Source organism: Escherichia sp. E2661 (assembly GCF_004745185.1).
GTDB lineage: Bacteria > Pseudomonadota > Gammaproteobacteria > Enterobacterales > Enterobacteriaceae > Escherichia.
Window position 1 is genome coordinate 1 of record NZ_PDIG01000039.1, and the last position, 14436, is coordinate 14436.

Annotated in this window: 7 protein-coding genes, 1 rRNA gene and 3 pseudogenes; 9 read left to right on the forward strand and 2 right to left on the reverse strand. The window is 51.9% G+C overall.

The annotated features are described in order from the left end of the window. Positions 1–131: 131 nt before the first annotated feature. Positions 132–247: ribosomal RNA gene (rrf, locus tag CRI63_RS21695) — 5S ribosomal RNA — on the forward strand. A 118-nt stretch (positions 248–365) separates the two neighbouring features. Here the strand turns inward: rrf and CRI63_RS21700 are convergent. Beyond that, positions 366–809 (reverse strand): acetyltransferase, encoded by a 444-nt coding sequence (locus CRI63_RS21700; RefSeq protein WP_135520756.1) that lies wholly within the window; start codon positions 807–809, stop codon positions 366–368. Positions 810–965: 156 nt separating this feature from the next. Here CRI63_RS21700 and metA point away from each other — a divergent pair, with 156 nt between their 5' ends. The 4 genes and pseudogenes from metA to aceK all read left to right on the forward strand — a co-directional run bounded on the left by metA (position 966) and on the right by aceK (position 7009). Continuing rightward, positions 966–1895: a homoserine O-succinyltransferase gene (gene metA, locus CRI63_RS21705; protein WP_135520758.1), complete on the forward strand. Its 930-nt coding sequence runs from the start codon at positions 966–968 to the stop codon at positions 1893–1895. Positions 1896–2164: 269 nt separating this feature from the next. Beyond that, positions 2165–3767: pseudogene (gene aceB, locus CRI63_RS21710) on the forward strand (malate synthase A). Between the two features lie 29 nt (positions 3768–3796). Then, positions 3797–5101: an isocitrate lyase gene (aceA, locus tag CRI63_RS21715; protein WP_000857849.1), complete on the forward strand. Its 1305-nt coding sequence runs from the start codon at positions 3797–3799 to the stop codon at positions 5099–5101. Positions 5102–5284: 183 nt separating this feature from the next. Further along, the gene (aceK, locus tag CRI63_RS21720; protein WP_135520760.1) at positions 5285–7009 is read left to right on the forward strand and encodes a bifunctional isocitrate dehydrogenase kinase/phosphatase; all 1725 of its coding nucleotides are present in this window, start codon (positions 5285–5287) and stop codon (positions 7007–7009) included. Between the two features lie 16 nt (positions 7010–7025). Here the strand turns inward: aceK and iclR are convergent, their stop codons facing one another. Then, entirely contained in the window at positions 7026–7850 is an 825-nt protein-coding gene (iclR, locus tag CRI63_RS21725) for a glyoxylate bypass operon transcriptional repressor IclR (RefSeq protein WP_135520762.1), read from the reverse strand. Positions 7851–8049: 199 nt separating this feature from the next. Between iclR and metH the strand changes: the two genes are divergently transcribed. The 4 genes and pseudogenes from metH to CRI63_RS21745 all read left to right on the forward strand — a co-directional run bounded on the left by metH (position 8050) and on the right by CRI63_RS21745 (position 14410). Next, a complete protein-coding gene (gene metH, locus CRI63_RS21730) occupies positions 8050–11733 on the forward strand; it encodes a methionine synthase (protein WP_135520764.1) in 3684 nt (1227 codons plus the stop codon). 59 nt (positions 11734–11792) lie between these two features. Continuing rightward, positions 11793–12110, forward strand: a pseudogene (locus tag CRI63_RS21735) (hypothetical protein); the annotation flags it as partial. 46 nt (positions 12111–12156) lie between these two features. Then, positions 12157–12608 (forward strand): annotated as a pseudogene (locus CRI63_RS21740) (hypothetical protein). A 170-nt stretch (positions 12609–12778) separates the two neighbouring features. Beyond that, positions 12779–14410 carry a Na/Pi cotransporter family protein gene (locus tag CRI63_RS21745; protein WP_130205749.1) on the forward strand — a complete coding sequence of 544 codons (1632 nt, stop codon included), beginning with the start codon at positions 12779–12781 and terminating at the stop codon, positions 14408–14410. Positions 14411–14436: the final 26 nt, after the last annotated feature.

Genomic DNA, 14436 nt, shown 5'->3' on the forward strand with positions numbered 1-14436 from the left:
GCTAACCGGTACTAATGAACCGTGAGGCTTAACCTTACAACGCCGAGATGTTTGGCGGAGAGACATCGATAAGTAAGCTTGATAACAGATTAGATTAACCGGCGTAAGCGGGTTGAATAAAACAGAATTTGCCTGGCGGCACTAGCGCGGTGGTCCCACCTGACCCCATGCCGAACTCAGAAGTGAAACGCCGTAGCGCCGATGGTAGTGTGGGGTCTCCCCATGCGAGAGTAGGGAACTGCCAGGCATCAGATAAAGCAGAAGGCCATCCGTCAGGATGGCCTTTTTGCGTTGGTGCAAAAAAAAGGCCGGATGCGACGCTGGCGCGTCTTATCCAGCCTACGCAGGCACGGTAGGGGGGCAGCTTATTCCCCCACATACGCCAGATTCAGCAACGGATACGGTTTCCCCAAATCGTCCACCTCAGAACGCCCGGTAACCTTAAAGCCCATCTTCTTATAGAACCCTACCGCCTGTGCATTTTGTTCATTAACGTTGGTTGTCAGTTCCGGTGCCATTGAGAGCGCATGTTTCACCAGCATCCGACCCACGCCGCAGCCGCGCACATCAGGATCGATAAACAGCGCATCCATATGCTGCCCACTTAACAATATAAACCCAACCGGCTGATCCCGCTCATTAACCGCGACCCACAACGGTGCTTCCGGCAGAAAGGAACGCACCAGCTCTTCCAGCTCGGCCCGATACTCTGCTGATAAAAAATCGTGGGTGGCATCGACAGAACGACACCAAATCGCAACGAGTTCCTCCCCTTCCTCATGCCGTGAGCGGCGAATACTAATAACCATTTTCTCTCCTTTTAGTCATTCTTATATTCTAACGTAGCCTTTTCCTTGAAACTTTCTCACCTTCAACATGCAGGCTCGACATTGGCAAATTTTCTGGTTATCTTCAGCTATCTGGATGTCTAAACGTATAAGCGTATGTAGTGAGGTAATCAGGTTATGCCGATTCGTGTGCCGGACGAGCTACCCGCCGTCAATTTCTTGCGTGAAGAAAACGTCTTTGTGATGACAACTTCTCGCGCGTCTGGTCAGGAAATTCGTCCGCTAAAGGTGCTTATCCTTAACCTGATGCCGAAGAAGATCGAAACTGAAAATCAGTTTCTGCGCCTGCTTTCAAACTCACCTTTGCAGGTCGATATTCAGCTGTTGCGCATCGATTCCCGCGAATCGCGCAACACGCCCGCAGAGCATCTGAACAATTTCTACTGTAACTTTGAAGATATTCAGGAACAGAACTTTGACGGTCTGATTGTAACTGGTGCGCCGCTGGGTCTGGTGGAGTTTAATGATGTCGCTTACTGGCCGCAGATCAAACAGGTGCTGGAGTGGTCGAAAGATCACGTCACCTCGACGCTGTTTGTCTGCTGGGCGGTACAGGCCGCGCTCAATATCCTCTACGGCATTCCTAAGCAAACCCGCACCGACAAACTCTCTGGCGTTTACGAGCATCATATTCTCCATCCTCATGCGCTTCTGACGCGTGGTTTTGATGATTCATTCCTGGCACCACATTCGCGCTATGCCGATTTCCCTGCCGCGTTGATTCGTGATTACACCGATCTGGAAATTCTGGCAGAGACGGAAGAAGGGGATGCATATCTGTTTGCCAGCAAAGATAAGCGAATTGCCTTTGTGACGGGCCATCCCGAATATGATGCGCAAACGCTGGCGCAGGAATTTTTCCGCGATGTGGAAGCCGGGCTAGACCCGGATGTACCGTATAACTATTTCCCGCACAATGATCCGCAAAATACACCGCGAGCGAGCTGGCGTAGTCACGGTAATTTGCTGTTTACCAACTGGCTCAACTATTACGTCTACCAGATCACGCCATACGATCTACGCCGTATGAATCCTACGCTGGATTAATCTTCTGTGATAGTCGATCGTTAAGCGATTCAGCACCTTACCTCAGGCACCTTCGGGTGCCTTTTTTTATTTCCGAAACGCACCTCAGCAGGTGAATAAATTTTATTCATATTGTTATCAATAAGTTATCAAGTATTTTTAATTAAAATGGAAATTGTTTTTGATTTTGCATTTTAAATGAGTAGTCTTAGTTGTGCTGAACGAAAAGCGCACAACGATCCTTCGTTCACAGTGGGGAAGTTTTCGGATCCATGACGAGGAGCTGCACGATGACTGAACAGGCAACAACAACCGATGAACTGGCTTTCACAAGGCCATATGGCGAGCAGGAGAAGCAAATTCTTACTGCCCAAGCGGTAGAATTTCTGACTGAGCTGGTGACGCATTTTACGCCACAACGCAATAAACTTCTGGCAGCGCGCATTCAGCAGCAGCAGGATATCGATAACGGAATGTTGCCTGATTTTATTTCGGAAACGGCTTCCATTCGTGATGCTGGCTGGAAAATTCGCGGGATTCCTGCGGACTTAGAAGATCGTCGGGTAGAGATTACCGGACCCGTAGAGCGCAAGATGGTGATCAACGCGCTCAACGCCAATGTGAAAGTCTTTATGGCCGATTTCGAAGATTCACTGGCACCAGACTGGAACAAAGTGATCGATGGGCAAATTAACCTGCGCGATGCGGTTAACGGCACCATCAGCTATACCAATGAAGCAGGCAAAATTTATCAGCTCAAGCCCAATCCCGCGGTTTTGATTTGTCGGGTACGCGGTCTGCACTTGCCGGAAAAACACGTCACCTGGCGCGGCGAAGCAATTCCTGGCAGCCTGTTTGATTTTGCGCTCTATTTCTTCCACAACTATCAGGCACTGTTGGCAAAGGGCAGCGGTCCCTATTTCTATCTGCCGAAAACCCAGTCCTGGCAGGAAGCGGCCTGGTGGAGCGAAGTCTTCAGCTATGCCGAAGATCGCTTTAATCTGCCGCGCGGCACTATCAAGGCGACGTTGCTGATTGAAACGCTGCCCGCCGTGTTCCAGATGGACGAAATCCTTCACGCGCTGCGCGACCATATTGTTGGTCTGAACTGCGGTCGTTGGGATTACATCTTCAGCTATATCAAAAACGTTGAAAAACTATCCCGATCGCGTCCTGCCAGACAGACAGGCAGTGACGATGGATAAACCCTTCCTGAATGCTTACTCACGCCTGTTGATTAAAACCTGCCATAAACGCGGTGCTTTTGCGATGGGCGGCATGGCAGCGTTTATTCCGAGCAAAGATGAAGAGCGCAATAATCAGGTGCTCAATAAAGTAAAAGCGGATAAATCGCTGGAAGCCAATAACGGTCACGATGGCACATGGATCGCTCACCCAGGCCTTGCGGATACGGCAATGGCGGTATTCAACGACATTCTCGGCTCCCGTAAAAATCAGCTTGAAGTGATGCGCGAACAAGACGCGCCGATTACTGCCGATCAACTGCTGGCACCTTGTGACGGTGAACGCACCGAAGACGGTATGCGCGCCAACATTCGTGTGGCTGTGCAGTACATCGAAGCGTGGATCTCCGGCAACGGCTGTGTGCCGATTTATGGCCTGATGGAAGATGCGGCGACGGCTGAAATTTCCCGTACCTCAATCTGGCAGTGGATCCATCATCAAAAAACGTTGAGCAATGGCAAACCGGTGACCAAAGCCTTGTTCCGCCAGATGCTGGGCGAAGAGATGAAAGTCATTGCCAGCGAACTGGGCGAAGAACGTTTCTCCCAGGGGCGTTTTGACGATGCCGCACGCCTGATGGAACAGATCACCACTTCTGATGAGTTAATTGATTTCCTGACCCTGCCAGGCTACCGCCTGTTAGCGTAAACCACCACATAACTATGGAGCATCTGCACATGAAAACCCGTACACAACAAATTGAAGAATTACAGAAAGAGTGGACTCAACCGCGTTGGGAAGGCATTACTCGCCCGTACAGCGCGGAAGATGTGGTGAAATTACGTGGTTCAGTCAATCCGGAATGCACGCTGGCGCAACTGGGCGCGGCGAAAATGTGGCGTCTGCTGCACGGTGAGTCGAAAAAAGGCTATATCAACAGCCTCGGTGCACTGACTGGTGGTCAGGCGCTGCAACAGGCGAAAGCGGGCATTGAAGCGGTCTACCTGTCTGGCTGGCAGGTAGCGGCGGACGCTAACCTGGCGGCCAGCATGTATCCGGATCAGTCGCTCTATCCGGCAAACTCGGTGCCAGCTGTGGTGGAGCGGATCAACAATACTTTCCGCCGTGCGGATCAGATCCAGTGGTCTGCAGGCATTGAGCCGGGCGATCCGCGCTATGTCGATTACTTCCTGCCGATTGTTGCTGATGCGGAAGCCGGTTTTGGCGGTGTCCTGAATGCCTTTGAACTGATGAAAGCGATGATTGAAGCCGGTGCAGCGGCAGTTCACTTCGAAGATCAGCTGGCGTCCGTGAAAAAATGCGGTCATATGGGTGGCAAAGTTTTGGTGCCAACTCAGGAAGCTATTCAGAAACTGGTCGCTGCGCGTCTGGCTGCCGACGTGACGGGCGTTCCAACCCTACTGGTTGCTCGTACCGATGCCGATGCGGCGGATCTGATCACCTCCGATTGCGACCCGTATGATAGCGAATTTATTACCGGCGAACGCACCAACGAAGGTTTCTTCCGTACTCATGCAGGTATTGAACAAGCGATCAGCCGCGGCCTGGCGTATGCGCCGTATGCTGACCTGGTATGGTGTGAAACCTCCACGCCAGACCTGGAACTGGCGCGTCGCTTTGCACAAGCCATCCACGCGAAATATCCGGGCAAACTGCTGGCTTATAACTGCTCGCCGTCGTTCAACTGGCAGAAAAACCTCGACGACAAAACTATTGCCAGCTTCCAGCAGCAGCTGTCGGATATGGGTTACAAGTTCCAGTTCATCACCCTGGCAGGCATCCACAGCATGTGGTTCAACATGTTCGACCTGGCAAACGCCTATGCGCAGGGCGAGGGCATGAAGCATTACGTTGAGAAAGTGCAGCAGCCGGAATTCGCTGCCGCGAAAGATGGCTACACCTTCGTTTCTCACCAGCAGGAAGTGGGTACAGGTTATTTCGATAAAGTGACGACCATTATTCAGGGCGGTACGTCGTCGGTTACCGCGCTGACCGGCTCCACCGAAGAATCGCAGTTCTAAGCAACCGATAAACGTTGCTGACTGTAGGCCGGATAAGGCGTTTACGCCGCATCCGGCAATCAGCGCATGATGCCTGATGCGACGCTTGCGCGTCTTATCAGGCCTACAACCGTTGCTAACTGTAGGCCGGATAAGGCATTTACGCCGCATCCGGCAATTCTCTGCTCCTGATGAGGGCGCTAAATGCCGCGTGGCCTGGAATTATTGATTGCACAAACCATTTTGCAAGGTTTCGACGCTCAGTATGGTCGATTCCTCGAAGTGACTTCCGGGGCGCAGCAGCGTTTCGAGCAAGCCGACTGGCATGCTGTCCAGCAGGCGATGAAAAACCGTATCCATCTTTATGATCATCACGTGGGTCTGGTGGTGGAACAGCTGCGCTGTATCACTAACGGCCAAAGCGCGGACGCGGAATTTTTACTGCGCGTCAAAGAGCATTACACCCGGCTGTTGCCGGATTACCCGCGCTTCGAGATTGCGGAGAGCTTTTTTAACTCCGTGTACTGTCGGTTATTTGACCACCGCTCGCTTACTCCCGAGCGGCTTTTTATCTTTAGCTCCCAGCCGGAGCGCCGTTTTCGTACCATTCCACGCCCGCTGGCGAAAGACTTTTATCCCGATCACGGCTGGGAATCGCTACTAATGCGTGTTATCAGCGATCTGCCGCTGCGCCTGCGCTGGCAGAATAAAAGCCGTGATATCAACTACATCATTCGCCATCTGACCGAAACGATGGGGACTGATAACCTCGCCGAAAGCCATTTACAGGTGGCGAACGAACTGTTTTACCGCAATAAAGCCGCCTGGCTGGTAGGCAAACTAATAACGCCTTCCGGCACATTGCCCTTTTTGCTGCCGATCCACCAGACGGACGATGGCGAGTTATTTATCGATACCTGCCTGACGACGACCGCCGAAGCGAGCATCGTCTTTGGCTTCGCGCGTTCCTATTTTATGGTTTACGCGCCGCTACCTGCCGCACTGGTCGAGTGGCTACGGGAAATTCTACCGGGCAAAACGACCGCAGAACTGTATATGGCTATCGGCTGCCAGAAGCACGCCAAAACCGAAAGTTACCGTGAATATCTGATTTATCTGCAAGGCTGTAATGAGCAATTTATTGAAGCGCCGGGCATTCGTGGAATGGTGATGCTGGTGTTCACGCTGCCGGGCTTTGATCGGGTATTCAAAGTGATTAAAGACAAGTTCGCGCCGCAGAAAGAGATGTCTGCGGCTCACGTCCGCGCCTGCTATCAGTTGGTTAAAGAGCACGATCGTGTAGGCCGAATGGCGGACACCCAGGAATTTGAAAACTTTGTACTGGCGAAGCGGCATATTTCCCCGGCATTAATGGAATTACTGCTCCAGGAGGCGCCGGAAAAAATCACCGATCTCGGCGAACAGATTGTGATTCGCCATCTCTACATCGAACGGCGAATGGTGCCGCTCAATATCTGGCTGGAACAAGTGGAAGGTCAGCAGCTGCGCGACGCCATTGAAGAGTACGGTAATGCCATTCGCCAGCTTGCCGCCGCCAATATTTTCCCTGGCGACATGCTGTTTAAAAACTTCGGTGTCACCCGTCACGGGCGCGTGGTGTTTTATGATTACGATGAAATTTGCTACATGACGGAAGTGAATTTCCGCGATATCCCACCGCCGCGCTACCCGGAAGACGAACTTGCTAGTGAGCCGTGGTACAGCGTTTCGCCGGGCGATGTTTTCCCAGAAGAATTCCGCCACTGGCTATGTGCCGACCCGCGCATTGGGCCACTGTTTGAAGAGATGCACGCCGACCTGTTCCGCGCTGATTACTGGCGCGCGCTACAAAAACGCATCCGTGAAGGGCACGTGGAAGATGTTTATGCGTATCGGCGCAGGCAGCGGTTTAGCGTGCGATTCGTATAAACCAGAGGCGAAAAAGTCACCGCATTCCGCCGTACGCCTGCGTGATTTCCTTCGCCGCTTTAATCACCATCGCGCCAAACTCGGTCACGCGGTCATCGGTAATACGTGAAATCGGCCCGGAAATCGAAATCGCGGCAAATGGTTCGCGGTGCTCATCGAAAATACACGCCGCGAGGCAACGAAGCCCCAACGCATGTTCTTCATCGTCAAATGAATAGCCACGTTTACGCGTCTGGGCGAGGTCCTCTTTTAGATGCACAGGAGACACCAGCGTCGCGTGGGTATAGGCATGTAAGCCTTTGCGATGCAGCAGCTTCGTCACCTGCTCTTCGCTCAGTTGGGCTAAAAAGGCTTTACCGGCACCAGAGGCATGCATCGGTAACTTACCGCCGATAGGGGCTGACATACGCATCAGATGCGTACACTGCACCTGGTCGATAATAATCGCTTCGTGATCGCTATGATCCAGCACCGCCATATTTACTGTTTCGCCAGACTCTTCCATCAGATTGCGCAGAATAGGATGGACAATGGCTAACAAATTACGGCTCTGGAGAAAGCTGCTGCCGACCATAAAAGCATGTGCGCCGATCGCCCAGTGACCCAGTTCACCGACCTGACGTACGAAACCCTGCTGTTGCATCGTGGTTAGCAGGCGGTGAGTAGTGGAGTTGGGTAATCCGGCTTGCTGAGCCAGTTCCGTTAGCGCCACACTGCCATTGGATTCGGCAATCCACTCCAGTAATTTCAGCCCACGCGTTAAAGACTGAACCTGTCCAGTCGCGGGTGCGGTGGCAACGGCGGGTTTTCTGCCGCGTTTTGCGGGAATGGGTGCGACCATGACAGTCTCCTTTTTCTGTATCGTGGAAATCATTTTCATTTTTATTGCGGTGTAATGCAACAGTTGCCACACTGATCCGATGAGTTAATGTTGAACAAATCTCATGTTGCGTGGTGGTCGCTTTTACCACTGATGCGTTTATGCCAGTATGGTCTGTTGAATTTTTTTACAGTCTGGGTTGAGCGTGTCGGGAGCGAGTGTGAGCAGCAAAGTTGAACAACTGCGTGCGCAGTTAAATGAACGTATTCTGGTGCTGGACGGCGGTATGGGCACCATGATCCAGAGTTATCGACTGAACGAGGCAGATTTTCGCGGTGAACGTTTTGCCGACTGGCCTTGCGATCTTAAAGGTAACAACGACCTGCTGGTTCTCAGCAAACCGGAAGTGATCTCCGCCATCCACAACGCTTACTTTGAAGCGGGCGCAGATATCATCGAAACCAACACCTTCAACTCCACGACTATTGCGATGGCGGATTACCAGATGGAATCCCTGTCGGCAGAAATTAACTTTGCGGCAGCGAAACTGGCGCGTGCCTGTGCTGATGAGTGGACCGCGCGCACGCCGGAGAAACCGCGCTACGTTGCTGGTGTTCTCGGCCCAACCAACCGCACGGCGTCTATATCTCCGGACGTAAACGATCCAGCATTCCGCAACATCACTTTTGACCAGCTGGTGGCGGCCTATCGCGAATCCACCAAAGCATTAGTCGAAGGTGGTGCGGATCTGATTCTGATTGAAACCGTTTTCGACACCCTCAACGCCAAAGCGGCGATTTTTGCGGTGAAAACGGAGTTCGAAGCGCTGGGCGTTGAACTGCCGATTATGATCTCCGGCACCATCACTGACGCCTCCGGGCGCACCCTCTCCGGGCAGACCACCGAAGCATTTTACAACTCATTGCGCCACGCCGAAGCGCTGACTTTTGGCCTGAACTGTGCGCTGGGGCCAGACGAACTGCGCCAGTACGTGCAGGAACTATCACGGATTGCGGAATGCTACGTCACCGCTCACCCGAACGCTGGGCTGCCCAACGCCTTTGGTGAATACGATCTCGACGCCGACACGATGGCGAAGCACATCCGCGAATGGGCGGAAGCGGGATTCCTCAATATCGTCGGCGGTTGCTGTGGCACCACGCCACAACATATTGCAGCGATGAGTCGTGCAGTAGAAGGATTAGCGCCGCGCAAACTGCCGGAAATTCCCGTAGCCTGCCGTTTGTCCGGCCTGGAGCCGCTGAACATTGGCGAAGATAGCCTGTTTGTGAACGTGGGTGAACGCACCAACGTCACCGGTTCCGCTAAGTTCAAGCGCCTGATCAAAGAAGAGAAATACAGCGAGGCGCTGGATGTCGCGCGTCAACAGGTGGAAAACGGCGCGCAGATTATCGATATCAACATGGATGAGGGGATGCTCGATGCCGAAGCGGCGATGGTGCGTTTCCTCAGCCTGATTGCCGGTGAACCGGATATCGCCCGCGTGCCGATTATGATCGACTCCTCAAAATGGGAGGTCATCGAAAAGGGGCTGAAGTGTATTCAGGGCAAAGGCATTGTTAACTCTATCTCAATGAAAGAGGGCGTCGACGCCTTTATCCATCATGCGAAACTGTTGCGTCGTTACGGTGCAGCGGTGGTGGTAATGGCCTTTGACGAACAGGGTCAGGCCGATACCCGCGCACGGAAAATCGAGATTTGCCGTCGGGCGTACAAAATCCTCACCGAGGAAGTCGGCTTCCCGCCGGAAGATATCATCTTTGACCCGAACATTTTCGCGGTCGCAACTGGCATTGAAGAGCACAACAACTACGCGCAGGACTTTATCGGCGCGTGTGAAGACATCAAACGCGAACTGCCGCACGCGCTGATTTCCGGCGGCGTATCTAACGTCTCGTTCTCGTTTCGTGGTAACGATCCGGTGCGCGAAGCCATTCACGCTGTGTTCCTCTACTACGCTATCCGCAACGGTATGGATATGGGGATCGTCAACGCCGGGCAACTGGCGATTTACGACGACCTGCCCGCCGAACTGCGCGACGCGGTGGAAGATGTGATCCTCAATCGTCGCGACGATGGCACCGAGCGTTTACTGGAACTTGCCGAGAAATATCGCGGCAGCAAAACCGACGATACCGCTAATGCCCAGCAGGCAGAGTGGCGCTCGTGGGAAGTGAATAAACGTCTGGAATACTCGCTGGTCAAAGGTATTACCGAATTTATTGAACAGGACACCGAAGAAGCCCGCCAGCAGGCGGAGCGCCCCATTCAGGTGATTGAAGGCCCGTTGATGGACGGCATGAACGTGGTCGGCGATCTGTTTGGCGAAGGGAAAATGTTCCTGCCACAGGTGGTTAAATCGGCGCGCGTCATGAAACAGGCGGTGGCGTATCTCGAACCGTTTATCGAAGCCAGCAAAGAGCAGGGCAAAACCAACGGCAAGATGGTGATCGCCACCGTGAAGGGCGACGTCCACGATATCGGTAAAAATATCGTTGGCGTGGTGCTGCAATGTAACAACTACGAAATCGTCGATCTCGGCGTGATGGTGCCTGCGGAAAAAATCCTCCGCACCGCCAAAGAAGTGAATGCCGATCTGATTGGCCTTTCAGGATTGATCACGCCGTCGCTTGACGAAATGGTCAACGTGGCGAAAGAGATGGAGCGTCAGGGCTTCACCATTCCGCTATTGATTGGTGGTGCGACCACCTCAAAAGCGCACACGGCGGTGAAAATCGAGCAAAACTACAGCGGCCCGACGGTGTATGTTCAGAACGCCTCGCGCACCGTTGGTGTGGTGGCGGCGCTGCTTTCTGACACTCAGCGTGATGATTTCGTTGCTCGTACCCGCAAGGAGTACGAAACCGTGCGTATTCAACACGGGCGCAAGAAACCGCGCACACCACCGGTCACGCTGGAAGCGGCGCGCGATAACGATTTCGCTTTTGACTGGCAGACTTACACGCCGCCGGTGGCGCACCGTCTCGGTGTGCAGGAAGTTGAAGCCAGCATCGAAACGCTGCGTAATTACATCGACTGGACGCCGTTCTTTATGACCTGGTCGCTGGCCGGGAAGTATCCGCGCATTCTGGAAGATGAAGTGGTAGGCGAAGAGGCGCAGCGGCTGTTTAAAGACGCCAACGACATGCTGGATAAATTAAGCGCCGAGAAAACGCTGAATCCGCGTGGCGTGGTGGGCCTGTTCCCGGCAAACCGTGTGGGCGATGACATTGAAATCTACCGTGACGAAACGCGTACACATGTGATCAACGTCAGCCACCATCTGCGTCAACAGACCGAAAAAACGGGCTTCGCTAACTACTGTCTCGCTGACTTCGTTGCGCCGAAGCTTTCTGGTAAAGCAGATTACATCGGCGCATTTGCCGTGACTGGTGGGTTGGAAGAAGACGCGCTGGCTGATGCGTTCGAAGTGCAGCACGATGATTACAACAAAATCATGGTGAAAGCGCTTGCTGACCGTTTAGCCGAAGCCTTTGCGGAGTATCTCCATGAACGTGTGCGTAAAGTCTACTGGGGCTATGCGCCGAACGAGAACCTCAGTAACGAAGAGCTGATCCGCGAAAACTACCAGGGCATCCGTCCGGCACCGGGCTATCCGGCCTGCCCGGAACATACGGAAAAAGCCACCATCTGGGAGCTGCTGGAAGTGGAAAAACACACTGGCATGAAACTCACGGAATCTTTCGCGATGTGGCCCGGTGCATCGGTTTCGGGTTGGTACTTCAGCCATCCGGACAGCAAGTACTATGCCGTGGCGCAGATTCAGCGCGATCAGGTCGAAGACTATGCCCGTCGTAAAGGTATGAGCGTTACCGAAGTTGAGCGCTGGCTGGCACCGAATCTGGGGTATGATGCCGAGTAAGTGATAACACCGGGGTATTTGCCCCGGTTTTTAATGTCATAAATAATGGATTATTGAACATGATAAAAATTGATGAAATAGATTTTTTTGCTTTCGAAGGATGTTCAGAGTCCGAAGTTACTGAACTATTAGGAAAAAAACCAACAGGTTATAATGATTGGATAATTAATATAAAAACAGGTGTGGAGTGGGTATTTTATGATGGTCGTTATTGGTTAGATTTTCGTAAATCCAAAGAGGGTATAAGGTGTATCTCATGCAGTATTCTGTATCACGATAAAAGTAAAGGGCGTATCGATGTCTTATTTAGTGAAGGTATGGCTGACAGAGGTTTAAAAAATACGGGTGGAGTGTTAATCCAAAAAACGCCCGCAATTATAATAATTCCTGGTAATATTTGTTTTCGTGAAAAGGATTTACTTTATGCAACGTCAATATAAAAAATACATTCTTCTCTTTTGGGGTGTCATGGATGTTATCGCGATAGCCACCTATCTGTTCTACTCGGTTGGTAATGGTCGTATCCCTTTTTATTCCGATATCGTTCATTCAATTTCCTTACTTAAAGCTATCGGTGTTGAAGGCGGTTTTTACGCTTATGCAGTCGCCACTGTTACGCTACAAATAGTATTATTGTTCTCTTTATTCTTTTCTGCGCAATCTTTTTTTAAAACAAAAAATTGTTTAGTTTCTCTTTTTTGGCAGTTCAGGAATTTATGCGTTTTGCTACCGTAAGCTGTTCAATCTCCGTAATACCGTTGTTACTTAATTATTTTCACTCACAGAATCTGGTCTTAAATATTTCGTTGTTTATCTTCTCAGAGGTCACAAAAGTGACAACGATTATCTGGTGTAAACGACAGGGAAAAGTGTGATAGAAATAGCAACAGATACAGGTGAATTTTTATATAAATGCCTTTTTAAATACTTTCTTGTATAAATCTCTTATACTGAAAGTACATACAAGAGAAATGCCTGGATAAAAACAACGTGATTAGAAAAATCTTAACAGGAAAATGCATAACAAAAAGGAGAACCTGATTCCGTGCTAACCTTGCTTCACCTGCTTTCTGCCGTCGCCCTGTTGGTCTGGGGGACGCATATTGTCCGAACGGGCGTAATGCGCGTCTTCGGTGCACGACTGCGTACAGTTCTTAGCCGAAGCGTCGAAAAGAAGCCGCTCGCCTTTTGCGCGGGGATCGGCGTTACCGCACTGGTACAGAGCAGTAATGCCACCACCATGCTGGTGACTTCGTTTGTTGCCCAGGATCTGGTTGCTCTCGCGCCCGCGCTGGTGATTGTGCTGGGGGCTGATGTCGGGACGGCGCTAATGGCGCGGGTCCTCACCTTCGATTTATCCTGGTTGTCACCGCTGCTCATTTTTATCGGCGTGATTTTTTTCCTCGGACGCAAACAGTCACGCGCCGGGCAACTGGGCCGCGTCGGTATTGGTCTTGGGCTGATTTTACTGGCGCTGGAATTGATTGTGCAGGCCGTAACGCCGATCACCCAGGCAAACGGCGTTCAGGTGATCTTTGCTTCGTTGACTGGCGATATTCTGCTGGATGCGCTGATTGGCGCGATGTTCGCCGTTATCAGCTACTCCAGCCTTGCTGCTGTATTGCTGACCGCGACTTTGACCGCCGCAGGTATTATCTCCTTCCCGGTGGCGCTCTGTCTGGTAATCGGAGCCAACCTCGGTTCCGGCCTGCTGGCGATGCTCAACAATAGTGCCGCCAATGCCGCCGCTCGCCGTGTTGCGATGGGTAGTTTGTTGTTTAAGCTGGTGGGGAGCTTGATTATCCTGCCATTTGTCCATGTTCTGGCTGAATCAATGGATAAACTGCCTTTGCCAAAAGCGGAACTGGTTATCTATTTCCACGTCTTCTACAACCTCGTTCGTTGCCTGGTCATGCTGCCGTTTGTCGATCCAATGGCGCGATTTTGCAAAACGATTATTCGTGATGAACCTGAGTTGGATGCCCATCTGAAACCAAAACATCTGGACGTTAGTGCGCTGGATACTCCGACTCTTGCTCTGGCGAATGCCGCCCGTGAAACACTGCGCATCGGTGACGCGATGGAACAGATGATGGAAGGGCTGAATAAAGTGATGCACGGTGAACCGCGTGAAGAGAAGGAGTTGCGCAAGCTGGCGGATGATATCAACGTCCTCTACACCGCGATTAAACTTTATTTGGCGAGGATGCCAAAAGAAGAGCTGGCGGAAGAAGAGTCGCGCCGCTGGGCAGAGATTATCGAAATGGCTCTCAACCTGGAGCAGGCTTCCGATATCGTCGAGCGCATGGGCAGCGAAATTGCTGACAAATCACTGGCAGCACGGCGGGCATTTTCGCTTGATGGGTTGAAGGAACTGGATGCGCTCTATGAGCAATTGCTCAGTAATTTAAAGCTGGCAATGTCGGTGTTCTTCTCTGGCGATGTCACCAGCGCTCGTCGTTTGCGCCGTAGTAAGCATCGCTTTCGCATTCTTAATCGCCGTTATTCCCACGCTCACGTCGATCGCCTGCATCAGCAAAACGTGCAAAGCATTGAAACCAGTTCGCTGCATTTAGGCTTACTGGGAGATATGCAGCGCCTGAACTCGCTGTTTTGTTCGGTGGCTTACAGTGTGCTGGAACAGCCTGATGAAGATGAGGGACGGGACGAGTATTAATACCGTGACCCTGTAGGCCTGATAAG